This window comes from Kiloniellales bacterium (assembly GCA_030064845.1).
Taxonomy (GTDB): Bacteria; Pseudomonadota; Alphaproteobacteria; order Kiloniellales; family JAKSDN01; genus JASJEC01.
In genome coordinates, this window is sequence record JASJEC010000071.1 from 1 (window position 1) to 22922 (window position 22922).

General features: G+C 68.6%; 21 protein-coding genes. 10 read left to right on the forward strand and 11 right to left on the reverse strand.

The window, feature by feature from the left end:
- The 3 genes from QNJ67_18980 to QNJ67_18990 form a co-directional block, all read right to left on the reverse strand.
- A partial coding sequence (locus tag QNJ67_18980; protein MDJ0611067.1) for a sulfatase-like hydrolase/transferase occupies nucleotides 1-1156 on the reverse strand: 1156 nt, incomplete at its 3' end.
- A gap of 19 nt (nucleotides 1157-1175) precedes the next feature.
- Nucleotides 1176-2156, reverse strand: coding sequence for a DUF1152 domain-containing protein (locus tag QNJ67_18985; protein ID MDJ0611068.1), 981 nt, complete (start codon nucleotides 2154-2156; stop codon nucleotides 1176-1178).
- A 1-nt stretch (nucleotide 2157) separates the two neighbouring features.
- The gene (locus QNJ67_18990; GenBank protein ID MDJ0611069.1) at nucleotides 2158-3063 is read right to left on the reverse strand and encodes a LysR substrate-binding domain-containing protein; all 906 of its coding nucleotides are present in this window, start codon (nucleotides 3061-3063) and stop codon (nucleotides 2158-2160) included.
- Nucleotides 3064-3178: 115 nt separating this feature from the next.
- Between QNJ67_18990 and QNJ67_18995 the strand changes: the two genes are divergently transcribed.
- From QNJ67_18995 to QNJ67_19010, 4 genes are all read left to right on the forward strand, one after another.
- The gene (locus tag QNJ67_18995; protein MDJ0611070.1) at nucleotides 3179-3961 is read left to right on the forward strand and encodes a class II aldolase/adducin family protein; all 783 of its coding nucleotides are present in this window, start codon (nucleotides 3179-3181) and stop codon (nucleotides 3959-3961) included.
- Between the two features lie 139 nt (nucleotides 3962-4100).
- A complete protein-coding gene (locus QNJ67_19000) occupies nucleotides 4101-5072 on the forward strand; it encodes a fatty acid desaturase (protein MDJ0611071.1) in 972 nt (323 codons plus the stop codon).
- Nucleotides 5069-5383 (forward strand): MocE family 2Fe-2S type ferredoxin, encoded by a 315-nt coding sequence (locus QNJ67_19005; protein ID MDJ0611072.1) that lies wholly within the window; start codon nucleotides 5069-5071, stop codon nucleotides 5381-5383. The genes QNJ67_19000 and QNJ67_19005 overlap by 4 nt, the downstream gene beginning before the upstream one ends.
- 173 nt (nucleotides 5384-5556) lie before the next feature.
- Nucleotides 5557-6828 carry a Xaa-Pro peptidase family protein gene (locus tag QNJ67_19010; GenBank protein MDJ0611073.1) on the forward strand — a complete coding sequence of 424 codons (1272 nt, stop codon included), beginning with the start codon at nucleotides 5557-5559 and terminating at the stop codon, nucleotides 6826-6828.
- A gap of 26 nt (nucleotides 6829-6854) precedes the next feature.
- On the opposite strand, the gene QNJ67_19015 is transcribed toward QNJ67_19010, so the two are convergent.
- Together QNJ67_19015 and QNJ67_19020 are read right to left on the reverse strand one after the other, a co-directional pair.
- The gene (locus QNJ67_19015; GenBank protein MDJ0611074.1) at nucleotides 6855-7721 is read right to left on the reverse strand and encodes a DUF2189 domain-containing protein; all 867 of its coding nucleotides are present in this window, start codon (nucleotides 7719-7721) and stop codon (nucleotides 6855-6857) included.
- A 306-nt stretch (nucleotides 7722-8027) separates the two neighbouring features.
- Nucleotides 8028-9440 (reverse strand): adenylate/guanylate cyclase domain-containing protein, encoded by a 1413-nt coding sequence (locus QNJ67_19020; GenBank protein ID MDJ0611075.1) that lies wholly within the window; start codon nucleotides 9438-9440, stop codon nucleotides 8028-8030.
- A 611-nt stretch (nucleotides 9441-10051) separates the two neighbouring features.
- On the opposite strand from QNJ67_19020, the gene QNJ67_19025 reads away from it, so the two are divergent.
- From QNJ67_19025 to QNJ67_19035, 3 genes are all read left to right on the forward strand, one after another.
- Entirely contained in the window at nucleotides 10052-11485 is a 1434-nt protein-coding gene (locus tag QNJ67_19025; protein MDJ0611076.1) for a hypothetical protein, read from the forward strand.
- A 143-nt stretch (nucleotides 11486-11628) separates the two neighbouring features.
- Nucleotides 11629-12162, forward strand: a complete 534-nt coding sequence (locus QNJ67_19030) for a thioredoxin family protein (protein ID MDJ0611077.1) — start codon at nucleotides 11629-11631, stop codon at nucleotides 12160-12162.
- A 224-nt stretch (nucleotides 12163-12386) separates the two neighbouring features.
- Nucleotides 12387-13061, forward strand: coding sequence for a spondin domain-containing protein (locus tag QNJ67_19035; protein MDJ0611078.1), 675 nt, complete (start codon nucleotides 12387-12389; stop codon nucleotides 13059-13061).
- A 394-nt stretch (nucleotides 13062-13455) separates the two neighbouring features.
- Here QNJ67_19035 and QNJ67_19040 read toward each other — a convergent pair whose 3' ends face one another.
- From QNJ67_19040 to QNJ67_19065, 6 genes are all read right to left on the reverse strand, one after another.
- Nucleotides 13456-14088, reverse strand: coding sequence for a hypothetical protein (locus tag QNJ67_19040; GenBank protein ID MDJ0611079.1), 633 nt, complete (start codon nucleotides 14086-14088; stop codon nucleotides 13456-13458).
- Between the two features lie 74 nt (nucleotides 14089-14162).
- On the reverse strand, nucleotides 14163-16949 hold the full coding sequence (locus QNJ67_19045; protein MDJ0611080.1) for a phosphoenolpyruvate carboxylase: 2787 nt from the start codon (nucleotides 16947-16949) through the stop codon (nucleotides 14163-14165).
- Entirely contained in the window at nucleotides 16918-17826 is a 909-nt protein-coding gene (gene sucD, locus QNJ67_19050; GenBank protein MDJ0611081.1) for a succinate--CoA ligase subunit alpha, read from the reverse strand. The genes QNJ67_19045 and sucD overlap by 32 nt, the downstream gene beginning before the upstream one ends.
- On the reverse strand, nucleotides 17823-19010 hold the full coding sequence (locus QNJ67_19055) for a malate--CoA ligase subunit beta (GenBank protein MDJ0611082.1): 1188 nt from the start codon (nucleotides 19008-19010) through the stop codon (nucleotides 17823-17825). Before QNJ67_19055 ends, sucD begins: the two co-directional genes overlap by 4 nt.
- A 196-nt stretch (nucleotides 19011-19206) precedes the next feature.
- On the reverse strand, nucleotides 19207-20412 hold the full coding sequence (locus QNJ67_19060; GenBank protein ID MDJ0611083.1) for an aminotransferase class V-fold PLP-dependent enzyme: 1206 nt from the start codon (nucleotides 20410-20412) through the stop codon (nucleotides 19207-19209).
- 68 nt (nucleotides 20413-20480) lie between these two features.
- The gene (locus QNJ67_19065; GenBank protein ID MDJ0611084.1) at nucleotides 20481-20747 is read right to left on the reverse strand and encodes a hypothetical protein; all 267 of its coding nucleotides are present in this window, start codon (nucleotides 20745-20747) and stop codon (nucleotides 20481-20483) included.
- A gap of 247 nt (nucleotides 20748-20994) precedes the next feature.
- Here QNJ67_19065 and QNJ67_19070 point away from each other — a divergent pair, with 247 nt between their 5' ends.
- The 3 genes from QNJ67_19070 to QNJ67_19080 all read left to right on the forward strand — a co-directional run bounded on the left by QNJ67_19070 (nucleotide 20995) and on the right by QNJ67_19080 (nucleotide 22808).
- Nucleotides 20995-21633 (forward strand): response regulator transcription factor, encoded by a 639-nt coding sequence (locus QNJ67_19070; protein ID MDJ0611085.1) that lies wholly within the window; start codon nucleotides 20995-20997, stop codon nucleotides 21631-21633.
- A gap of 31 nt (nucleotides 21634-21664) precedes the next feature.
- Entirely contained in the window at nucleotides 21665-22144 is a 480-nt protein-coding gene (locus tag QNJ67_19075; protein ID MDJ0611086.1) for a GNAT family N-acetyltransferase, read from the forward strand.
- A gap of 127 nt (nucleotides 22145-22271) precedes the next feature.
- A complete protein-coding gene (locus tag QNJ67_19080) occupies nucleotides 22272-22808 on the forward strand; it encodes a universal stress protein (GenBank protein ID MDJ0611087.1) in 537 nt (178 codons plus the stop codon).
- The last annotated feature ends 114 nt before the right edge of the window (nucleotides 22809-22922 follow it).

Sequence of the window (22922 nt, forward strand, 5' to 3'; positions counted from 1 at the left end):
GCCCCTGGCGCAGCATGGTCAGGCCGGTCGGGCTGCCGCCGTCGTGGTACTCGCTGATGACGGGGCGCTCGGGCTCGGGCTCGGCCGCGAAGTCCTGGAGCGGCCGGCCCTCCCAGGGCTCGACCGCCGCGCAGGGGCCGGGCGTCACCGCCCGCTCGACGGTGGCCGCCAGGTCGTTCAGCGACACCGGCGTCTGGTTTACGCCGGCCGGGATGCCGGGCCCGGCCAGGATCATCGGCACGGCCACCGAATCCTCGTACATCACCGACTTGGTCCAGAAGCCGTGCTCGCCCAGCATCTCGCCGTGGTCGCTGGTGTAGACGACGGTGGTGCGTTCCGCCTGCCCCGACCCCTCCAGGGCCTCCAGGACCTGGCGGACGTTGTCGTCGAGGAAGGAGCAGAGGCCGTAGTAGTTGCGCCGCGCCAGGACGCGGGCCTCGTCGTCCTCGAAGTAGTCGTCGTAGTCCCAGAAGCGGCGCATCTCGCGCAGCACGGGGTGGTCGAGGGCGCCGTTGCGGGGCGGCGGCACGTCCCGCCCGGCGTAGAGATCGAAGAACACCTGGGGTGCCGTCAGGGGAAAGTGCGGGCTGACGAAGGACACAAAGAGCGCCCAGGGCTTGGCGCCGCCCGGACTATCGCGCAGCCAGGCGCAGGCCCGCTCGGTGATTCGGCGGTCGTAGCGCGTGTAGTCGCTCTCGCCGGGCCCCAGCTCTCGGGCCAGCTCCACGGCCTCCGGGAAGGGCGGCAGGGTGTCGCGGATCAGGCTCTGGGACCAGCCCCGGCCGCCGTTGGCCAGGTACATGGGCAGCAGCTCCTCGCTGAAGCCGTTGTCGTCCGCGCCGGAGCGGAAGTGCAGCTTGCCGATGGAGACCACGTGATGTCCGCGGCTCCGGAGCCTGTGCATCCAGCTCTCGTGCTGGCCGTGGTAGGGCTCGGCCGAGGACCAGCAGCGGTGCCGGAAGACCGGTTGGCCGGTAGCCAGGCTCGCCCGCGCCGGGATGCAGATCGGCGAGGGCGTATAGGCGCGGGCGAAGCGCTGGCCGCGCGCCGCCAGGCGGTCGAGCGTCGGCGTCCGCGCCAGGGGGTGGCCGTAGCAGCCGAGGGCCGAGCGGGCGTGCTCGTCGGACAGCAGGAACAGCAGGTTCGTGGCGGCCATGGCGCGTGTCTCCTGCGGTTCACAGGGGAATGGGAAGTCGCGGGCGGGGCTCCTGGGCCTCGCTGACCTCCGCGATGATGGCGTACGCGTGCTGGAACGACTGGGCGAACATCAGTTTCTCGGCAAAGGTCATGCGCTTCACGACCTTTCCGGCTTCGTAGAACCAGTACTGCGGCATCAGGGGATTGATGAAGAGCTCCGAGCCCTCGGTCCGTTCGGTCGCGTGGTGGTCGCCGAAGGCGCCCTCGAGCGCGCTGACGATGGAGTTCATCACGATGCTCTTGTGCTCCGGCTGCTGCCGGTTGGCGAACGCGACGACATCGGCGAGCAGTCCGGCCTCCTCCGTGCCCGGCGTCAGGGAGATGCTGCCCAGGTAACCGCCGTCCCGAATCAGCTGAGCGGTGTTCTGCAGGAAGGAATGGTGCGAAACGCCGTGAAAATGGTCGATGCCGAAGCCGATGCAGGCCAGCATCGCCCGGTCGCCCGCCACGGAGTGCGCCGCCACGACGGAGACCGCGTCCTCGACGATGGTCCCCAGACCCGGTTCGTCCCCGAAGATGATGCTGTCCGTGCCGCCGTCGACAAGCAGAACCAGATCGATCCCGTGTTCGCCGATGATGTAGCGATAACCCTCGGCGACGGCGGCAGGGGCCGCCTTCTCGAAGGCGTAGATCGGCCAGGATACCCCGCGAAGCGCGAGCGACTCGTTCAACCATCGTTCCGGGAAGTAGCCCATGGGACTTGATTGACGGTCTATGCGCCAGACGGCGGGTGGAATCCTCTCCGCACCGCTATGAGGCAGGGCGGTAAAGGAAAGGTTCGCCAGGACGACCTTCTTCCCGGCCTTGCGCAGTGTTTCGGCGATCGGCACGCCGGCATAGACGTCGAAACCGCCGCCGCAGCCCGCAACGAGGACGGACTCCGCGCCTTGCAACCGCTTCAACGCCGGGATGGTAAGCACGGTCTTGCGGGCCGGTTCCTCGGTGATCGGGAGAGCCACACTAGTCCCCTTGGAGCTGCGCCTTCAACCAGGCGCAGAAGGTCCGGGCCGCCGGGTTCATCCGGCCGTCGCGCGGCCCCAGGAGGTAATAGCCCTCGCGCGCCGGCACCTCGCCCTCGAACAGCCGGACCAGGGCGCCGGACGCGAGCGGCTCCTCGACCAGGAGGTGATGAGCCATGGCCACGCCGAGGCCGCGCTGGGCCAGGTTCAGCGTCAGGACATAGGTGTTGCAGGCGTGGTTGCGCCGGCCGCGCAGCGCGGCCGCGCCCTGGCTCGCCAGCCAGTGCTCCCAGTCGTAGAGCAGGCCGCTCAGGTGCAGCCAGGTTTCCCCCGACAGGTCTAGCGGCTTCGTGATCCGCCGCGCAACGGCGGGCGCCGCAACGGGAAAGATCCGGGCCTGGGTCAGCAGCTCGCCGGTCTCGCCGCGCCACTCGCCGCGGCCGAAGCGAACCTCCACGCTGCCAGGGCCGCCGGTGAAGTCGGCTTCCCACATGGTGGTCGAGAGGTTGACCTCGATCTCCGGGTGGGCCGCGAGGAAGGCCGGCAGCCGCGGCGTCAGCCAGAGCACGGAGAAGGCGTTGTTGGCCTTGATCTCGACGGTGTTCTCCGGGTTCGGCCCGAGAAAGCGGGCGGTGCCCCTGGCCAGCACCGCGAAGGCTTCGTGCACCGTCGGCAGATAGCCCAGGCCCGCCTCGGTCAGGATGAGAGAGCGCGCCCGGCGCAGGAACAGCGGCTGGCCGAGGAACTGCTCCAGGGCCTTGATCTGCTGGCTGACCGCCGACTGGGTGACGCCGATCTCGGCCGCGGCGGCGGTGAAGCTGAGGTACCGGGCCGCGGCCTCGAAGGAACGCAGCCATTGCAGGGGCGGCAGGGCATTTCTCAGATTTCGGCTCCCTATCTCACCCACCTAGAAGTGATACATAAGTGAAACTTATGGATTGGGTCAAGATTAGTCGTTTGCAGGCGGCGCGTGGCCGGCGCTAGCTTCGACTCGAAACATCGCTCCGTGTCGCGAGGTCGCCATGGCCCGTCCGAACGTCCAACCCCTGCCGAACCGCGGCGCCCAGCCGGATACCGAGGCCTTGCGCCGGGAGCTTGCGGCCGCCTTCCGCTGGGCCGCGCGCTTCGGCTACCACGAGGGCGTGGCCAATCACTTCAGCCTGGCGGTGAGCGAGGACGGCGGGGACTTTCTGGTCAATCCCTACGGTCGGCACTTCTCGCGCCTCAAGGCGAGCGACCTGCTGCTGCTCGACGCCGAGACCTCGGCTGCCGAGACTTCATCCGATGGGGCCGCCTTCCGGGTCGATCCCACGGCCTGGTGCATCCACGCGCCGATCCACCGCCTGGTGCCCCGGGCCCGCTGCCTCCTCCACGTCCACTCGAAGTACGCCACCGTGCTGACCTGCCTCAAGGACAGCAGCCTGCCGCCGATCGACCAGAACACCATGCGCTTCTACGGCAAGGTCGCGGTCGACCAGGACTTCGAGGGCATGGCGCTGACCGAGGCCGAGGGCAACCGCCTGGCCGGGCTGCTCGGCGACAAGCCGGTGCTGCTGATGGGCAACCACGGCGTCATGGTGGCCGGTCCCACGGTCGCCCAGGCCTTCGACGATCTCTACTACTTCGAGCGCGCCTGCGAGACCCTGGTCACGGCTTACGCCACCGGCAAGGAGCTGCGCGTCGTCTCCGACACGGTCGCGCGCCAGACGGTCGCCGACTGGGAGAGCTACCCCGACCTTTCGGACCGCCACTTCGCCGAACTGAAGGCCATCCTCGACGAGGAAGAGCCGGACTACAGGAACTAGGTTGATGGTAAGGGGGTCTATAGTCGGCACCGTCACCCTTCGACGAGCTCAGGGTGAGGGTAAGCTGTTTCAACAAAGTTCCCTCATGCTGAGCCTGTCGAAGCATGACGGTAATCAAGAGGCTCGATAGGACCTGGACATGACCGATGCCCTAGCCACCACGCCCGCGAGCTCGGGTGTCGACCTGGACAACAAGACCCTGAAGCAGCTGATGCGGCGCAGCGACCGGCCGGGGCTGATCCACCTCGGCCTCTGGATCCTGCTGCTGGGCGCGAGCGGCGGCCTGCTCGCCGCCAGCCTCGGCACCTGGGCGGTCGTGCCGGCCATGCTGCTCTACGGCAGCGTGCTGACGGTGCCGGCCTACGCCTTCTCCCACGAGTGCGCCCACGGCACGGCCTTCCGGACCCGCCGGCTGAACGAGGCCGTGTTCTGGCTGACCTCGTTGATCTACATCCAGCCGCCGACCTTCCGCCGCTTCGCCCACGCGCGCCACCACACCTATACCTGGATTCGGGCCAAGGACGCCCAGATGCCCTTCGAGACACCGCTCACCCTGAGGGGCTGGCTCCTGGAGCTCTCCGACCTGGACCAGTACCGCTACGACTTCGGCCACCTGCTGCGCAACGCCGCCGGGCGTTTCGCGCCGGAGGTGGTCGACTTCACGCCGGCCTCGGAGCTGCCCAAGCTGCAGCGGGAGTCGCGGATCTTCCTCGCGGTCTACGGCGGCGGCGCGCTCGCCGCTCTGGCGGCCGGCGCCCTCTGGCCCCTGGTCTACCTCGTGATCCCCCGCCTGGTCGGCGGCGTGGTCATGCAGCTCTACACCATCATCCAGCACGCCGAGCTGGCCGAGGACCAGACCGACCTCACCAAGTCGACCCGCTCCTTCACGACCAACGCCTTCTCGCGCTTCCTCTACGCCAACATGTCCTACCACCTCGAGCACCACCTCTACCCCACCGTGCCGTTCCACGCCCTGCCGCGGCTGAACGCGGCCCTCGCCGATCAGCTGCCGGCGCCGAGCCGGGGCCTCCTGCGCACCAACCTCGAGGTGCTGCGGGCGATCCTCAGGCGCAGCCTCGGGCGCGAGCGCCTGCCGGTGGCCGGGACATGAGCGGCGACTGGCAGCCGGTCTGCGTGGCCGGCGAGATCGACGAGGAGGACGTCCTCGAATTCAAGCACGAGGGCCGGCGCTTCGCCGTCTACCGCCTGGCGGACGACCGCTACTACGCGACCGACGGGCTCTGCACCCACGAGAAGGTGCCGCTCAGTCGCGGCCTGGTGATCGACGACGTCATCGAGTGCCCGATGCACCAGGGCCGCTTTCACATTCCGAGCGGCGCGGCTCGGAGCGCGCCGGCCTGCATCGACCTCAAGACCTATCCGGTCAAGGTCGAGGGCGGGCAGGTCTACATCCAGGTCTAGGACGTGGTTGATCGTGCATCCAAGACAAGACAACCTCTCTCTCCCGTCATTGCCGGACTCGATCCGGCAATCCAGGGGCGGCCGGCAACTCTGGATGCCCGGATCACGTCCGGGCATGACAAACAGTCAGTGACGGAGCTGCCCGACCCGAAACCATTAATGGCGCCGAACCCATGAACGCCCCCAGCAAGCCCACGCAAGCGACACTCACCCTCGAGCAGGCCGCGGGCAAGACGCCGCCGGTGGTCCTGACCGATACCGAGGCCATGATCGACCTGGCCAAGCTGCGCCGCTACCGCCTAGGCCGCTTGCGCGCGCAGCTGGTCCGGCAGGACATCGCCGCCTGCGTGCTCTTCTCGCCGCTCTCGATCCGCTACGCGACTGGCGTGCGCAACTGCGCCCTGTTCCAGACCCATATCCCCGCCGGCTACCTCTTCGTGCCGGCCGAGGGCCCGGTCGTGCTTTTCGACTCCGAGCCGGGACGCCTGACCGCCGCCGGCCTGGGCACGGTCGACGAGACCCGCGACGATCTCCTGCCGCTCTCCTTCATGTTCGCCGGGTCGCGCTACGGCGAGTGGGCCGGCAAGTGGGCGGCCCAGATGGACGACCTGGTGAAGCGCTACGGCGGCGGCAACAAGCGCCTGGCCGTGGAGCGCGCCGGCGCCGGCCCGACCCTGGCGCTCGAAGCCCTGGGCATCGAGGTCAAGGACGGCTCCGACGTGATCGAGCCGGCGCGGGCGATCAAGTCGCCGGAGGAGATCCTCTGCATGAACCACGCCATCGCCGTGGCCGAGGACGGCATGGCACGGATGCGCGCGGCGCTGAAGCCGGGGATCAGCGAGGTCGAGCTCTGGGCCCTGCTCTGGCAGGCCAACGTCGAGGCCGGCGGCGACTGGATCGAGTGCCGCCTGCTGTCGTCCGGCGACCGGACCAATCCCTGGCAGCAGGAGGCCTCGAGCCGCCGGGTGCGCCCGGGCGAGCTGCTGTGCTTCGACACCGACATGATCGGCCCCTTCGGCTACGCCGCCGACATCTCGCGCGCCTACTTCTGCGGCCCCGGCAGGCCCTCGGCGCTGCAGCGCGAGCTCTACCGCCTGGCCCACGAGGAAGTGCACCACAACATCGAATTGATGCGACCGGGCGCGAGCTTCCGCGAGATCGTCGAGAAGGCCTACGTGCGGCCGGAGATCTACCGCGCCCAGCACTACCCCGTGCTGGCCCACGGCATCGGCATGAGCGACGAGTGGCCGGCGATCTACTATCCCGAAGACGCGGCCTACGCCTACGAAGGCGTGCTCGAAGCCGGCATGACGATCTGCGTCGAGAGCTACATGGGCGCCGTCGGCGGCCCTGAAGGCGTCAAGCTGGAGCAGCAGATCCTGGTGACCGAGTCCGGGCCCATCGTGCTCAGCAAGTTCCCCTTCGAGGACGCGCTTCTGGAATAGCGCGCGACCCCTCGCTCAACTGGCCCTCACCGCTCCACGGTCTTGCGGTAGAGGTGCCAGGTGGCGTGGCCCAGGATCGGCATGACCACGATCAGCCCGAGCAGCAGCGGCAGGGAGCCGATCACCAGCCCGGCGGCGACCACGAGGCCCCAGAGCGCGATCGGCACGGGGTTGGCGCGCGCGACGCGGAGCGATGTCCAGATCGCCGGGCCGATGCCCACGTCCCGGTCAAGCAGCAGCGGGAAGGAGACCACGCTGGTCGCCAGCACCAGGAGAGCGAAGAGGAATCCCACCCCCATGCCGACGACGATCATGGTCCAGCCAGCGCCGGTGGTGAAGACGTCGCCGAGGAAGGCCGCGAGCGAGGCCGGCGGCTCCGGTCCCAAGGTCTGCAGGTAGATCAGCTGCGCCATCCCCATCCAGGCCAGGAAGATCAGCGTGAGGACGAGGCCCAGAACCAGCACCGCGCCGAAGGCGGGCGAGCGCACGATGCCGAAGGCATCGCTCCAGCTCGCTTTCTGTCCCTGCTCACGGCGCCGGCTCATCTCGTAGAGCCCGACAGCCGCAACCGGGCCGAGCAGGGCGAAGCCGGAGATGATCGGGAACAGCAGCGGCACGAGATCGTAGTCGAAGGCGAAGCGGGCCAGGACCAGACCGCAGAGCGGATAGACGACGCAGAGGAAGACCACGTCGGTCCGGCAGGCTCTGAAGTCCTCGACCCCCTTCTCGAGAACGGCCCTGATGTCGGCGATCTCGATCCGGCGGACAGCGGGCAGCTCGGCCCTCGTGTTCGCCTCGCTCCCGCCGAGGGAGCGAAAGACCGATGCCATATGATGGGCCGCGTGGCGCAACTGGTCTGTGCTCCACTCGGCGGGATTTCTGATGGTGGCCATGGTCGTTCCTCCAGGTTGGGGTTGGAACGGCCGCGGTCTCCCCTTGCTTCAGCCTGCAGACAGGCACCTCGCGGGTTCCGCGGCCTGCCACGCCGAACATCCTACCACGGCGGGCAGAAGGCGTCTCTTCCCAACTCCCGACCCGGATACCGCGCGCGGCAGCGGCGCTAGAGCAGATCCGGGTTTGACTGAATCGCCATAGGCGATCCATCAAACCCGGTGAATCTGCTCCAAAACTAGGATGAAGAGCGGATTCACATGTTTAGTTGGAGACCACGAAGTGGTTCCATCTAAACATGATCCGCTCTAGACGGCCCGCCGCGACTCCCCGGCCGGCAGGGCGCTCGACGAGGCCCATATCTTGACCGGCTCGGCGCGGTTGCGCAGGTCCTGGGGCGCGGCCTCTTCGAAATCCGAGAGCAGGGCCGCGGCGGCCTCGGCGTCCTGGGCGCGCGCGGCGGTGACCAGGTCGTCGCTCAGCACCGTGCAGCAGCCGAGCTCGCGGGTCAGCCCTTCGAGCCGGCTCGCCACGTTGACCGCGTCGCCAAGCACCGCGAGCTCGAGCCGCCGGGCCGAGCCGATGTCGCCCAGCACGACCTCGCCGAAGTGCAGGCCCAGCGCGACCGCGATCGGTGGGTCGCCGGCGTGCTCCCGCTCCGTGTTCCACGCCGCCACGTCGCGCTGGATGGCGCAGGCGGCGGCCAGCGCGTTGACCGCGTCGCGCGGCCCCGCTTCGGGCGCGCCGAAGGTCGCCATGACGCCGTCGCCCAGGAACTTGTCGAGGGTGCCGCCGAACTCGAAGATGCAGCGCTCGATGCATGCGTGGTAGGCGCGCAGGGTCTCGACCACCTTCTCGGGGGCCGCGGCCTCGGCGAAGCGCGTGAAGGCGACGATGTCGACGAAGAGCACGGCCACCGGCTGGGTCCGCACCGCGCCCAGCGGCTTCTCCTGGCGCGCCAGTCGGTCGACCACGCTGGGCGGAAAGTAGCGGGCGAGGTTGGCCCGCTCGCGGGCCACGGAGATCTGGCGAATCACCAGGCGCCGCGAGCGCCAGACCACCAGAGCGAGCACCGCGGCAAACAACAGCATCACGATCACGTCCTGGATGCGCGCCTCGATATCGACGAATCCGGGCTGGAGATAGAAGAGCATCAGCTCTTCCGTGCTCGCCTCGCCGAGATCGGGCATGTCCGCCCAGGTCAGGGTGTCGGGGAGCGACACCGTCCAGAGCACGCCCAACGACCAGAAAACCGCGCAGCAGAGGCCGGCCCAGGCCATGAGGCGCGGCGAGTAGCTGAGCGCGACCGGCGCCAGGAACGCCATCATGTAGACGAAGTTGCCCAGGCGGAAGCGCATGGGCACCGGCCAGTTGCTGACGAAGGGGTTCGGTATCACCAGGGTGAAGGCGAGCAGCGCGGCGGCCAGAGCGATGAAGAGATAGGGCTGCCACGGCCGCGCGTAGCGGCTGATGCTCAAGCGGTAGTCGGTATAGAAGATGAGCGCGAAGAGCCCGAGGATCACCTCGTAGAACCAGACCCGCTGCCAGCCGATCTGGACGAAGAGCCAGACCGCGATGACCGCGAGCCCCGCCAGGATGGTGCGGGTCGCGAGCCGGCGGCCGGCGATCGCCTCGGCCTCGAAAGCGCCCTTGTGCTGCTCGGCGACCGGCGCCTCGAAGCCTTCCGCCGCATCCGCCGGAGCGTGCTGTGAATCCGCCATGCTGCAGCCTCCTCGCTCTCAGCGGATACCCGTCCCAAGACGTAGTGTCTATGCCGCCATCGACAATCGGTTGAAGGCCCGGAGTCTTGTTCAAATTCCCGTACCGGGCCGCGTGCAGACGCAAGAATTCCGCAATCAATCCGTCACGACCGCTCACTAGTCCGCGCCGCGCCAAGGAATGCATGTCCACTCGGGAAGAATCCTCATGAAGGGCTTGAGGCGGACCCTCGCGGGTTTCGTTGCGGTCGGCTTTCCCGCCGCATGGCACCTACGAGATCATCACCAAGACACCGACCCGCGACATCCTCCCGGACCTCGAGGCCCCCTCACCCCGGCCCTCTCCCCGCCGGGAAGAGGGAGGATCCGCGGCGAAGCCGTGGAGGGTGAAAGGCTTTTGTTCTCATCCTCCAGTCCTGGCTGGCGCCGTCGATGATTGCAGGCCGCCCTTGCGTTGCGATTGCTTATCAGTTCGATGAGGTCTTCGCGACCGCCGGAAGAAGAAGGACCGCGCTGCGCCGCTTAACCGAAGATTCGCACCTCTCGACTATAACAATAGGCTCGCTGGCCTTAGTAGCGCCGGCTTACAACTGTCTGGTGTGGGTCCCACTGCCATGCATCTCGGAACGCTTCTCGCAGCGGAAAAGCTGGTTCAGCCGGAGCAGCTCGACGAGGCGCTCGCCCGCCAGCGCGAGGCGGGCGGCGAGCTGGAGCAGCATCTCCTCGAACTCGGAGCGGTCGACCCGGAGCAGCTCCGCGCGGTGCTCGCGAAGCGGCCGCAACGTCCGAAGTCGGTCGAGGAGACCGGTCTCGGCCTGAGCTTCCTCCTGGGGCTCGCGCTGAAGAGCATGTACCTCAGCGGATCGGACTCTGCCGCGGCCCTGGTCGAGGAGCTCAAGCTGTCGCCGAGCATCGTGCAGAGCCTCGTCGATCTCATGCGCGAGCGCCTGCTGATCGAGCCGCTCGGCTCGGCGGCCAGCCCCGATCGTCCGCTCGATCTGCACTTCGTCCTGAGCGACACGGGCCGGGCGCGGGCAGCCGAGTCGGTCGAGCAATCGGAGTACGTCGGGCCGGCGCCGGTGCCCCTGGCCGCCTTCGAGCAGCAGGTCATGAAGCAGAGACTGGCCGACGAGCGGATCGACCGGGAGACGCTGACCGGGGGCATGTCTGACCTGATGGTTTCGCCGACGCTGGTCGACCGCGTCGGCACGGCCTTCAACGCCGGCCAGCCGATCCTGATGTACGGCCCGCCCGGGAACGGCAAGTCATCGATATCGCACGCCGCGGCGCGCTGTTTCCGGCAGCTGATCTATCTGCCGCGCTGCGTCGAGGTCGACGGCCAGGTGATCAAGGTCTTCGACCCGACAATCCACGAGGAAGTCTCGCTCGCGCCCGAGCGGAGCACGGGACCTTCGGTCGTGAAGCACGGCGTCGACGATCCGCGCTGGGTCTGCTGCCGCCGCCCGACGCTCTCGACCGGGGTCGAGCTGACGCTCGACATGCTGGACCTGAATTTTCACCCGCGCGCGCACTATTACGACGCGCCGCTGCAGATGAAGGCTTCGGGCGGCGTCCTCTTCGTCAACGACTTCGGACGGCAGCTCCTGCGCCCGATCGACATTCTCAACCGGTGGATCGTTCCCCTCGAGCACGGCCGGGACTACCTGACGCTCGAGACCGGGCGTAAGTTCTGCTACGCCTTCGACGTGCTCCTGGTCTTCTCGACCAACCTGCCGCTCAAGAGCGTCATGGAGGCCGACATCCTGCGCCGTATCCCCTATCGCATCGCAGTCGGGCCGCCGTCGCGCGAGGAGTTCGCGCAACTGCTCCAGCGCGAGTGCGCGATACGCCAGGTGGATCTGCCCGCCGAGACTCTGGCCTACCTGATCGACGACCTCTACATCGCCAGGAAGCGGCGCTTCGCGCGCTACCATCCGCGCTTCATCATCGAGCACGTGATCGCCAGCGCGAAGTACCACAAGCAACCGCCGCGCCTCAGCCGGGAGATCCTGGCCGAAGCGATGGAAGACCTCTTCACCGAGGCCTAACTTCCGGGCGGCCTGCGCCCCCGCGCCCTTCGCGGCCTTAACCGTTCGCTCATAACACAGGGACGTGAACCGGCGTGATCGCACCCGGTCCACCCCCTTCCGTACACTCTCGCCTTCGGACTCAAGAGGAGTCGTGGCGAGCCATGAAGCGTCAGAAGAACCGAAAGCGGCAGCCCCGCAAGCCGGCGGCCGGGGCCGCGGCCCAAGCGGCGGCGCCATCGACCGCGCCGGAGCGTCCGGGCCGGCGGGACTTCCTCCGGCGGGCCCGCAACGGCGCGCTTATCGGGGCCGGCGTGCTGGGCGGCGGCTGGTACCTGGTCGAGGACGTCAACGCCCACCGCCGGGAGCACGATCTCGCGCGTATCGGCGACGGCATACCGGCGGTGGTGCAGATACACGACCCCGAATGCCCCCGCTGCCGCGCCCTGCAGCGCGAGACGCGCCGCGCGCTGGAAGACTTCGAGCCGGGCGAGATCCAGTACCTGGTCGCGAACATCCGCACCGACGAGGGCCGGGCCCTGGCGGCCCAGCACGGCGTCGGCCACGTGACCCTTCTGCTGATGGACGGCGGGGGCAGGCGCCGCCAAACCCTGCGCGGGCCCAACACCAGCGAGGCCCTTAAACAGGCCTTCCGCCTGCACCTCGACGCGCTCAACCGCGGCGCCGCTTCCAACTAGGCGAGGCGCAGTCAGCGCCTGTTTGCCAGGCCCGGCCCTGACACCGGGGGCACGGCCCGCGCTTCCGCGCGCCTTGATCGACTGCGGCCTCACGCATTGTTGAGGCGGCCTTACCGAAACTTTAGGCGATCTTTAAGCGCAGCTTACAGAGCCGCTCCATCCTCTCCCGCGGTCGAGAAAGCCCGCGATTCGCGCGGGCTCAACCCCTGGGAAAGGAAGTCACCATGAGCAGAGTCGCCCGCTGGAGCCGGGTCGCCCTCGCCGCCGCCGGTCTGAACCTCGTCGCCGGCATGGCCTTGGCCGATAGCTTCGATGTCACGATCTACAATCTCACCAAGGGTCAGATCATCTCGCCGCCGGTCGTTGCGGCGCACGATCCTTCCGTCGCGATTTTCCGCGTCGGCGAGGAAGCCTCCGACGAACTGGCGGCCCTCGCCGAGGACGCCGACGCGGTGGGGCTCGTCGCCCTGCTGACCTCGGTCGGCGCCGACGTGGCAGTCGGCGCGGCAGTCATTCTGCCCGGTGAAAGCGCCACGGTCCGCATCGAGACCTCCCGCGGCAACCGGGTCCTCTCGGCGGTCGGCATGCTGGTCACCACCAACGACGCCTTCTTCGGCCTGAACAGCCTGCCGCTGCGCTCCCGGGCCCGGACCACCCGCGTGCCGGCCTACGACGCGGGCAGCGAAGAAAACAACGAGGACTGCGGCTTTATTCCGGGACCGCCCTGCGGCACCGAGGGCGTCCGCGATACCGCCGATGCCGAGGGCTTCGTCCACATTCACAACGGGGTTCACGGCATCACCGCGGACGGCCTGATCCCCGCGCGCGACGACTGGCGCAATCCCGTCGCCCAGATCACCGTGACGCCGGTGCGCGGCGGTGACGAGGACGACGACTAGCTTTTCCTCTGAGCTCCTGAACTATGTTGGGGGCGGCTTCCGGGCCGCCCCTTTCAGTTCCTGGCAGACAGCGCCCTGCTCCCTAATCGTGCTCGTCGTGGCCCTAGAGCAGATCCGGGTTTGACTGAATCGCCGGAGGCGATCCATCGAACCCCGTGAATCTGCTCTAAACATCGGATGTAGAGCGGATTCACATGTTTAGTTGGCAACCACGAAGTGGTTCCATCTAAACATGATCCGCTCTAGCGGCGGCGCCGGCCCGGTCACAGGAGAACGACGTGATCAGTCGCCTCACGGCCGAGGGCATCAACTGCTACGGCCGGCTCGACGCCGAGCCCGATGAGATCGAGGTCGCCGTCACACCCTGAGCGGATAGGGCGACAGCGATGGATTGTCACTCCCCGCAGCCTCGCGACAGCTCAAGGTCGCGGCGTTCGCTGGGGTAGAAGCGGATCAGGATGCGCCGCGGCATGAAGCGGCGGTTGATCCGCCGGGTCTTGTAGGACGGCACCAGGGGATCGAAGCGGACCGCCGGGTTGGGGTCGTCGAAAATCGCCGAGGTGGTGAGGAAATCCAGCCACGTCACCAGGACGGTCGTGGTCGGGAAGCGCCGGTACAGCGTGATGCGCCGGGGCTCGTTGTCGGGATTGCGTTCGATGCAGGGCTCCTCGGCGGGCCCGTAGGCCTCGTGGAGGGCGGCCAGCACAGCGGCGTAGTTGTTCGGGGTGACTTGGTTGGCGCGCCGCTCCAGCAGCACCTGCTGCAGCCGGTGGCTCTCCTTGTTCATCTGGAAGAAGACCGTGAAGCCGAGGCCGCCGAGCTCGACGTCGAACAGCGCCTTCTCGGCATAGGCCCCGCCGAAGTCCCAGCGCCCCGGCAGGTCCTTCAGCGCCCCGCCGAAGGCCTCGACGAGCTCGCTCTCGGTCATGCCCCAGCGCGCTTCGCGCCAGCCCTCGATATCCTCGGGCGCGGCCCGGGCAGACCCCGCCACGATGCAGCAAACGAGTAAAGCAAGAACGAGACGCATGAGCCGGCTTCTCCGCCACGCATCCACCAGGAGTCAGATTGGGTTCGGGCAGCCGGCGACAAGACCAGCTGGCGCTATCCCGTCCAGCCGATGCCCGAGGCGACGCAGTTGATCGAGAGCAGCAGCGGCAGGGAGTCCTCCTCGTCGCCCTTCCCGGCGCCGCGCTCTTCGCGCAGGGCGCCGAGCATCCGGGCTTGTTGCAGGCCGACGCGGTTGAGCATCGGCAGGCGCCTCTCCGCGCGCTTGCGGTAGGTCGGAAAGCGCGCCGCCAGCTCGGACTCGCCGGTCAGCGCCAGCACCTGGGCCGCGGTGCGGTCATATTCCCGGCGGATCATCGAGAAGATCTCCTGGCCGCGCTCGCGATCGGCCACCAGCTCCGCGTAGACGCCGGCCACATCGAAGTCGACCAGGAAGAGGATCTTCTCGACCTCGTCGACGATCAGGCGGAACAGGCGCGAGGACTCGAACATCCGCGCGAGAAGGGCCTCGCCGTCGGCGCCGCGCACCCGGAGGAAGGACTCGAGTGCGGTGCCGAGCCCGAACCAGCCGGGCACCAGCTGGCGATTCTGGCTCCAGCCGAAGACCCAGGGGATCGCGCGCAGGTCGTCGAGCGACTGGGCGCCGAAGCGCCGCCCCGGGCGCGAGCCTATCTTGAGCCGGACCAGCTCCTCGACCGGGCTGCCCTCCTGATAGTAGGCGACCAGTCCCGGGTGCTCGATCAGCTTGCGGTAGGCGACATAGGAGAGCCCCGAGAGCGCCTCCATGGCCTCGTCGAACTCGGGACGCAGGTCGGGCCCGGGGCGCTCGCCCAGGTCCAGGCTGTGGCGCAGCACGCTCGCGCCGAGCAGCTCGAGCTGGACTCGCGCCGCGCCTTCGTTCGCGTACTTCGCCGAGACCACCTCGCCCTGCTCGGTCAGGCGCAGGCGACCGTCGACCGAACCGGCCGGCTGCGCGTCGATCGCCCGCCCAGTCGGGGCGCCGCCCCGGCTGACCGAACCGCCGCGGCCGTGGAAGAAGGCGATGCGGATGCCGAGCTCGCGGCCGGTCTGGGTCAGCCGGGTCTGCGCCTTGGCCTGCTCCCAGTTCGCGCTCAGGTATCCGCCGTCCTTGTTGGAATCGGAGTAGCCGATCATGACCTCCTGCACGCCGCCGACGTAGCTCAGGCTGCGCCGCACCAGGGGCGTCGCCAGGAGCTCGCGCATGATCGCCGGCGCCCGCTGCAGGTCCTCGATCGTCTCGAACAGCGGCACGACGGGCAGCAGGCAGCACTCGGTCCCCTCCCGGTCGAGGAACAGCCCGGCGTACTTGGCGAGCAGGTAGAGGCCGAGGATGTCGGCCGCCGAGTGGGTCATGCTGAGCACGAAGGAGCCGATCGCCCGGCTGCCCATCTCGCGCCGGGCCGACGCGACCAGCTCGAGGAGGCTGAGCAGTTCCCTGGTCCCGGACTCCAGCGCGGCGCGGTCCGGAACGCCGTCCAGGGGGCGGCCCAGCTCGGCGCGCAGCCAGGCGCCCCAGGCATCGCTGCCGAGCTCGGGCGCCGCTTCGGCCTCGGGATGCAGGGAACGCCAGATGTCCGCCAGGGCGGCGTTGGTCACCGTGGTGTTCTGGCGCAAGTCCAGGCTGACCGTATGGAACCCGAAGGCCTCGACCTTGCGCCGCAGCGGCTCGACCCGGGTCCGGGCGAGCGAAAGACAGCCGGCGCCGCGCAGGCCGGCTTCGAGGGTCGTCAGGTCGGCAACCAGTGCCGCGGCGTCCGCGTAGGCGGCGGGCTGCTCCGACTCGCCGTAGTCGAGCGCCGCGGCGATCGTCCTCTCGACGCCGTAACGAAGGCAGGCGAGATACTGCCGGAACACCTCGCCCGGGTTGCGCGCGGCGATCGATTGGCCCTGCCCGCTGCGCGCCAGCTTTTCGGCCAGGGCCTTGGAGAAGGCCTCCGGCACGGGGGCCGTATGGGCGGTGATGCTGAGGTGCCGCAGCAACTCCTCGAGCTCGCCGAGGTAGTGCCTCAGCGCCGCCAGCCGTCCGGCCTCCAGCGCCGACCGCGTGATGTCGTTGGTGACGAAGGGGTTGCCGTCGCGGTCGCCGCCGATCCAGGAGCCGAAGCGCAGCACGGCGGGCAGCTTGAAGACCGTCTCCGGGTAGTGGCGCCCGAGCGCGATTTCCAGCGACTGCAGCGTCTGGGGAACGGCGTCGTAGAGCGTCTCCTTGAAGAAGTAGAGGCCCCAGGCGACCTCCTGCTCGACCGCCGGCTTCTCCAGGCGGATCTCACCGGTCAGCCAGAGCAGGTCGATCTCGTTACGCAGGGCCTCGGCGATGGCGCTGCGCTCGCGCGGCGTCCAGCGCTGCTGGTCCAGCTCCTCCAGGCGGCGGTAGATCCGCCGGTGGATCTCCAGCACGGTCACCCGCTTCGCCTCGGTCGGGTGGGCCGTGATCACCGGTGACAGGGAGGCCCGGTCGAGCAGCGCCTGGATCCGCTCGGGCGCCACGCCCTGGGCGGCGGCGGCGGCGATGGTCCGGTCGAAGCTGCCGATCACCGCGTCGGGCCCGCCCAGCACCTCGATGCGGCGGCGGCGGCGCGCTTCGGCGCTGTCCTCGGCGATGCGCAGCAGGTGGAGCCAGATGCCCTGGGCCTGCAGGGCGTCGAGCCGCGTCTCCTCGTCGGAGGCCTCCAGCTCGCGGCCGAGCAGCACGCCCTCGATCTCGGGCCGCCGGGCCCGAATCACCGAGAGCAGCAGGCCGAACAGCCGCTCGATGGCGGTCTCCAGGTAGTCGTGCTCGTCGTCGTCAAGCCCCAGGGCACCGAGCGGCTCGGCCGCGGCGGCCTTCTCCTCAGCTGGCGGCGCGCTTCTTGCCGGCTCCATTCAACACCTCGGCCATGATGGCGCCCAGCTCGGCCGGGCTCGGGGCAATGGTGACGCCGGCTTCCTTGAGGATCTCGACCTTCTCCGAGGCGCTCTCGCCGAAGGCCTGGATGATCGCGCCGGCGTGGCCCATGCGCCGTCCCTTGGGCGCGGTCAGGCCCGCCACGTAGGCGACCACGGGCTTGCTCATGTGGTCGCGCACGAACTCGGCCGCCTCGGCCTCCTGGGGGCCGCCGATCTCGCCGATCATCATTACCGCTTCGGTCTCGTCGTCGGCCTCGAACAGCGCGAGGATATCCTTGAACGAGCTGCCGTTGATCGGGTCGCCGCCGATGCCGACGCTGGTCGAGACGCCGATCCCCAGTTCCTTCATCTGAGACGCGGCCTCGTAGCCCAGCGTGCCCGAGCGGCCGACGATGCCGACCCCGCCCGCCATGTAGATGTGGCCCGGCATGATGCCGGCCAGCGCCTTACCCGGGCTGATCACGCCGGCGCAGTTCGGCCCGATCAGGCGCATGCGCTGTTCCTGCTTGTAGCGGCGCATGTAGCGCTTGACCTGCATCATGTCCTGGGCCGGGATGCCGTCGGTGATCGAAATGCAGAGGCGCACGCCGGAGTCGGCGGCCTCCATGATCGCGTCGGCGGCGAAGGGCGGCGGCACGAAGACGATACTGGCGGTCGCGCCGGTCGCCTCGACCGCCTCGCGCACCGTGTCGAAGACCGGCAGGCCGGCCGCGGTCGTGCCGCCCTTCCCGGGCGAGACGCCGCCGACTAGGTTGGTGCCATAGTCGATCATCTCCTGCGCGTGGAACGCGGCGATGCGCCCGGTGATGCCCTGGAGGATGAACGGGGTCTTGCGGTCGAGGAGGATGCTCATGCCGACACCGCCCGCAGGCTGTCCTGCTTCCAGGCCCCGACCACCCGTTCGGCGGCCTCCGCGAGGGTCTTGGCGCGGATGATCGGCAGGCCGCTGCGGGTCAGGATCTTGCGGCCCTCCTCGACATTGGTGCCGGCCAGCCGCACGACCAGAGGCACGGTCAGATCGATCTTCTCGACCGCCTGGACGATGCCCTCAGCGACCCAGTCGCAGCGGTTGATGCCGGCGAAGATGTTGACCAGAACGGCCTCGACGTTCTCGTCGGAGAGAACCAGCCGGAAGGCCTTGGCCACCCGGTCGGGCGTCGCCCCGCCGCCGATGTCGAGAAAGTTCGCCGGCTCGCCGCCGGCCTGCTTGATCATGTCCATGGTCGCCATGGCCAGGCCGGCGCCGTTGACGATGCAGCCGATCTTGCCGTCGAGACCGATGTAGTTGAGCCCCCGGTCCGACGCCTGGGTCTCGCGCTTGTCCTCCTGGGACTTGTCGCGCAGTTCGGAGATGTTGGGCCGGCGAAACAGCGCGTTGTCGTCGAAGCTCATCTTGGCGTCGAGGGCGATCAGCCTGCCTTCGTCGGTCACCACCAGCGGGTTGATCTCCACCATCGTGGCGTCGAGCTCGCGGAAGGCCTTGTAGCAGCCCTGCAGGATGTCGACCGCCTGGGCGATCTGGGCCGCCTCGAGACCGAGTCCGAAGGCGATCTCCCGCGCCTGGAAAGCCTGCATGCCGACCGCCGGCTCGACGCTGGTGCGCAGGATCGTCTCCGGCTTTTCGTGAGCGATCTCCTCGATCTCCATGCCGCCGGCCGAGGAGGCGACGACCATGACCCGCTCCGACTTCCGGTCGAGCACGAGACCCAGGTAGATCTCGCGATTGATCTTGGATGAGGCCTCGACATAGAGACGATAGACCACCTTGCCGCCCGGCCCGGTCTGCTGCGTCACCAGGCGCGAGCCGAGCATCGCGTCGGCGGCGTCCCAGACCGCGTGCTCGTCCCTGCAGAGCTTGATGCCGCCAGCCTTGCCGCGGCCGCCGGAATGAACCTGGGCCTTGACCACCCAGCTCTCGCCGCCGATCTCGCGCGCCCGGTAGGCCGCCTGCTCGGGGCTGTAGGCCAGGCCGCCGCGGGGTACGGGAATGCCGAAGCCCGCGAGCAGCTCCTTGGCCTGGTACTCATGAATGTCCATCGCTGCCCTCCCTTCAACCAGACCGGTCAAGGTGCGGAACCAGAAGACCCACCAACTGTCATGGCCGGACTTGATCCGGCCATCCAGGAGACCCGGCAACACGCGTCGGGCGCCCCTGGATGCCCGTGTCGCGCACGGGCATGACAGACCAAGGGCTACTCGGTCTCAAGGCCCGGGAAAATCGAGCCTTTGCCGATCAGCTCGCTTGGGCCAGGTCCTTCGACAGCGGCACCGGCCGCGCCGTGGTCCGGTAGTACTCCTGGGCGGCCGCGACGCCGCTGCCGGCCTCGACCGGCATGCCGAGATCGCGCATCGCCATCTCGGCGCCCGACAGGCCGGAGAGTAGCATGAACTCGTTGAGATCGCCCAGGTGGCCGATCCGGAACACCCGGCCGGCGACCTTGGAGAGCCCGAGGCCGAAGGACAGGCCGTAGCGCAGGTAGGCCAGCTTGGCGAGCTCGTTGCCGTCGAAGCCGTCCGGCACGCAGATCGCGCTGACCGTGTCCGAGTGCCACTTCGGCTCCTTGGCGCAGAGCGTCAGGCCCCAGCCGGTGACCGCGCGGCGCACGCCCTCGGCCATGCGGTGATGCCGGGCGAAGACGTTCTCCAGGCCCTCTTCGAGCAGCATGTCGACCGCGGCGCGCAGGCCGTGCAGCATGTGCATCGGCGGCGTGTAGGGGAAGAAGCCGTCGGCGTTGGTCTTGATCATGTCGTCGAAGTCGAAGTAGCAGCGGTAGAGCTTGGCCTGCTTGCGCGCCGCCAGCGCCTTCTCGCTGACGCAGAGGATCGCCAGGCCGGCCGGCAGCATGAAGCCCTTCTGGGAGCCGCTGACCGCGATGTCGACGCCCCACTCGTCCATGCGGAAGTCGATGCTGGCGATCGAGGAGACGCCGTCGACCATCAGCAGGGCCGGGTGGCCGAGGTCGTCCATCACCTTGCGCACGGCGGCCACGTCGCTGGTCACGCCGGTCGCGGTCTCGTTCTGGCAGACCAGGACGGCCTTGATCTCATGGCCCTTGTCGGCCGCGAGGCGCTCGGCGTAGGTCTCGACCGGCGTGCCCTCGCCCCAGGGAACCTCGACCGCGTCGACGTCGAGCGCGTGGCGCTGGCAGAGGTCGATCCAGAGGTGCGAGAACTGGCCGAAACGCGAGGCCAGAACCTTGTCGCCCGGCGACAGCGTGTTGGTGATCGCCGCCTCCCAGCCGCCGGTGCCCGAGGAGGGGAAGATGAAGACCTGCCCCTTCGTGGACTTGAAGATCTTCTTCACGTCCTCGTAGAGCGGCAGGGTGAAGTCGGGCAGATCGGGGGCGCGCTGGTCCTCCATCGGCCGATCGATCGCTTGCCGCACGCGGTGCGGGACATTGGTCGGACCGGGGATGAACAGGCTGTTGGTTCCGTGCATGGCGGATTCCTCCTGGAGGGATTGTTAGGTTTTGTTCGCTGTGTTCGGGTCGGGCGGCGCCGGCCGGATCAGTTGTGCGAGTAGCACTCCTGCTCGACCAGGCGCATGGCGCCGGAGAAGTCGGGCGCGGCGGCACCGGCGATCTCGCCGTGACGGGCGCGGTAGCCCGAGAGCGAGACGACCTTTTCCGTGTTGGGATCGGCCAGAAGGCTGTCGAGCAGTTCGGCGATCCGCGGATCGTTCGCGTCGACGTCCACCGACCGGGACGAGGACGCCGGGCCGTCGTAGGCGATTTCAAGGACGATCCTGTTGCGAGAGGCCAGTGCTGCGCCCATGGTCCGTTCCACTCCTTCCGTTGGCCGCGCGTCGCGGCGCTTGGTTAATGCGGCTTTGTCTTCTGCGGTGAGGCTGGTTTCGCACCGACCGCCCGTCTGCCACAACACCCGAAGTCATGGGAAAACCATGTCATTCGGGCGGTCCGCGACCTTTCCGGGGAGTGGGGTTTGACACACCGGAAAGAATAGGGATAACCTACCCGAAAGCATGGGTGCTCGAAATGACAACGAGAAAGAGAAAAAGAGCGTGACCACCGGGGAGGAAAGCGGGCCGATCGATGTTGCCATCGCGGACAAGAATCCGCTCGTGCTCTCGGCCCTTTCCGAATACTTCGACGACGATCCCCGGTTCAACCTGGTTCTGACGGTCAAGACCGCGGAAGGTCTGCTGGAATCGCTGGGCCGCATGCAATTGCCCGTGGCGGTGATCGGCTGGATCCTGCCGAAGTGCGGCGGCACCGGTATCCTCGCCGCCTTGCGGGACAAGCCCGACGCGCCGCGGGTCGTGGTCTACAGCGGCAGCGACGACGGCGAGCTGGCGCGCAAGGTCCTCGCCCTGGGCGGGGCCGGATTCTGCTCGAAGAGCGAGCCCCCGGAGCGCGTCCTCGAGACGGTGCAGGCGGTCGCCCGGGGCCAGATGGTCTTTCCCTTCGTCGACGTACGCGAATTGAACCGCGACCCGCTCGACGTGCTGACCTCGAAGGAGCGCGACCTCCTGGCCGCGCTGGCCCGCGGCCGCACCAACGATCAGCTGGCCGGCGACTTCGATGTCTCGGTCAATACGGTCAAGTTCCACCTGCGCAACATCTACGACAAGCTCTCGCTCAAGAATCGCGCCCAGGCCGTCGCCTTCTACTACTCGGCGAGCGGCGGCGCGGGGCTTTGATGCCGGACGCCGAGTGCAGGCAGTGAATCGGATGAGCGAAACCAAGATCCGCCTGGCGGGCCCGGAAGACGCAGCGCCGCTGGCGGCCATGATCGAAGCGATGGACCACCACTACGGCGATCCGCCCCATGCCGCCGGCGCGGTCGAGGCGGCCGCGCGGTCCTGGCTGCGCGGCGAAGGATCGGATGCGCGCTTTCTCCTCGCCTTTGCCGGCGACGCGCCCATTGGCCTCGCCTGCTTTGCCCTGCTCCACCCCGGCACCGGCCTGGGCGGCGTGGCCTTTCTGAAGGATCTCTTCGTGGTCGCCGAGTGGCGCAGCCGGCGGGTCGGCGAGGACCTGCTCAAGGCCCTGGCCGCGCTCTGCCGCGACGAGGGGATCAGGCGCGTCGACTGGGTGGTCGAGAACGACCGCGCCGAGGCCTTCTATGCGCGCCTCGGTGCCGATCTGCGGCCGGAGAAGCGGTCCATGCGCTTCGAGGCGGAAACCCTGGCCGCGCTGGCCGGCTCCTGAGGCGGCCCAGCGCACCCCGTCCTCGACGCCCGTACTTGACGCCCGTACTTGACGCAGGTCAACGCAGAGGGCGCCGCGAATCGCGCACTCTGGGGCTTCGACAGGATCAGTGAACGCGGGAACCTAGATGAAGACAATTCTTGTGCCCTTCGACGGCTCGAAGGCGGCGGAGAGCGCGCTCGACGTGGCCGTCGATCTGGCGCTCCAGCACGGCGCCGGCATTCGTCTGCTGCACGTTCTGCTGCAGGACGCGGAAGCCGACGAACTCATGGACTTGCCGGGCGTTTCCGGCGCCGGCGCGGCGCTCACGGAGGAGCTGAATCGCCTCTCCCATACGCCGGAGCAGCCCCACACCCTTGAGGAGGACATGGCCGACCCGGACGCGCCGCTCCATCCCGCCCCCGCGGATCTACTGCGCAGCATCGGCAGCCAAGTTCTGGCCTGGGCGGAACGCCGCGCGCTCGAGCGGGACGCCAAGGCCGAGGCCCTCGACATCGCGACCGGCGCGCCCGCCGAGGCGATCCTGACCGCCGCGAAGGACATCGGCGCCGACGCAATCGTCATGGGGACCCGCGGGCTCAAGCCGATCGACGCGATCACCGTCGGCAGCGTCTCCCAGAAGGTCTGCAGCAAGGCCGCCTGCACCTGCATCATGGTGCACTGAGGGGCCTTCTGTCAGTGATGCCGAGGCCGGCGCGGCAAGGCTCGCTGCGCCGGCCCCGCACAATCGCGCCTTGCCCTTTTCCCCCGCTCCGCTATAACAGCGCGCGTCGCGGCA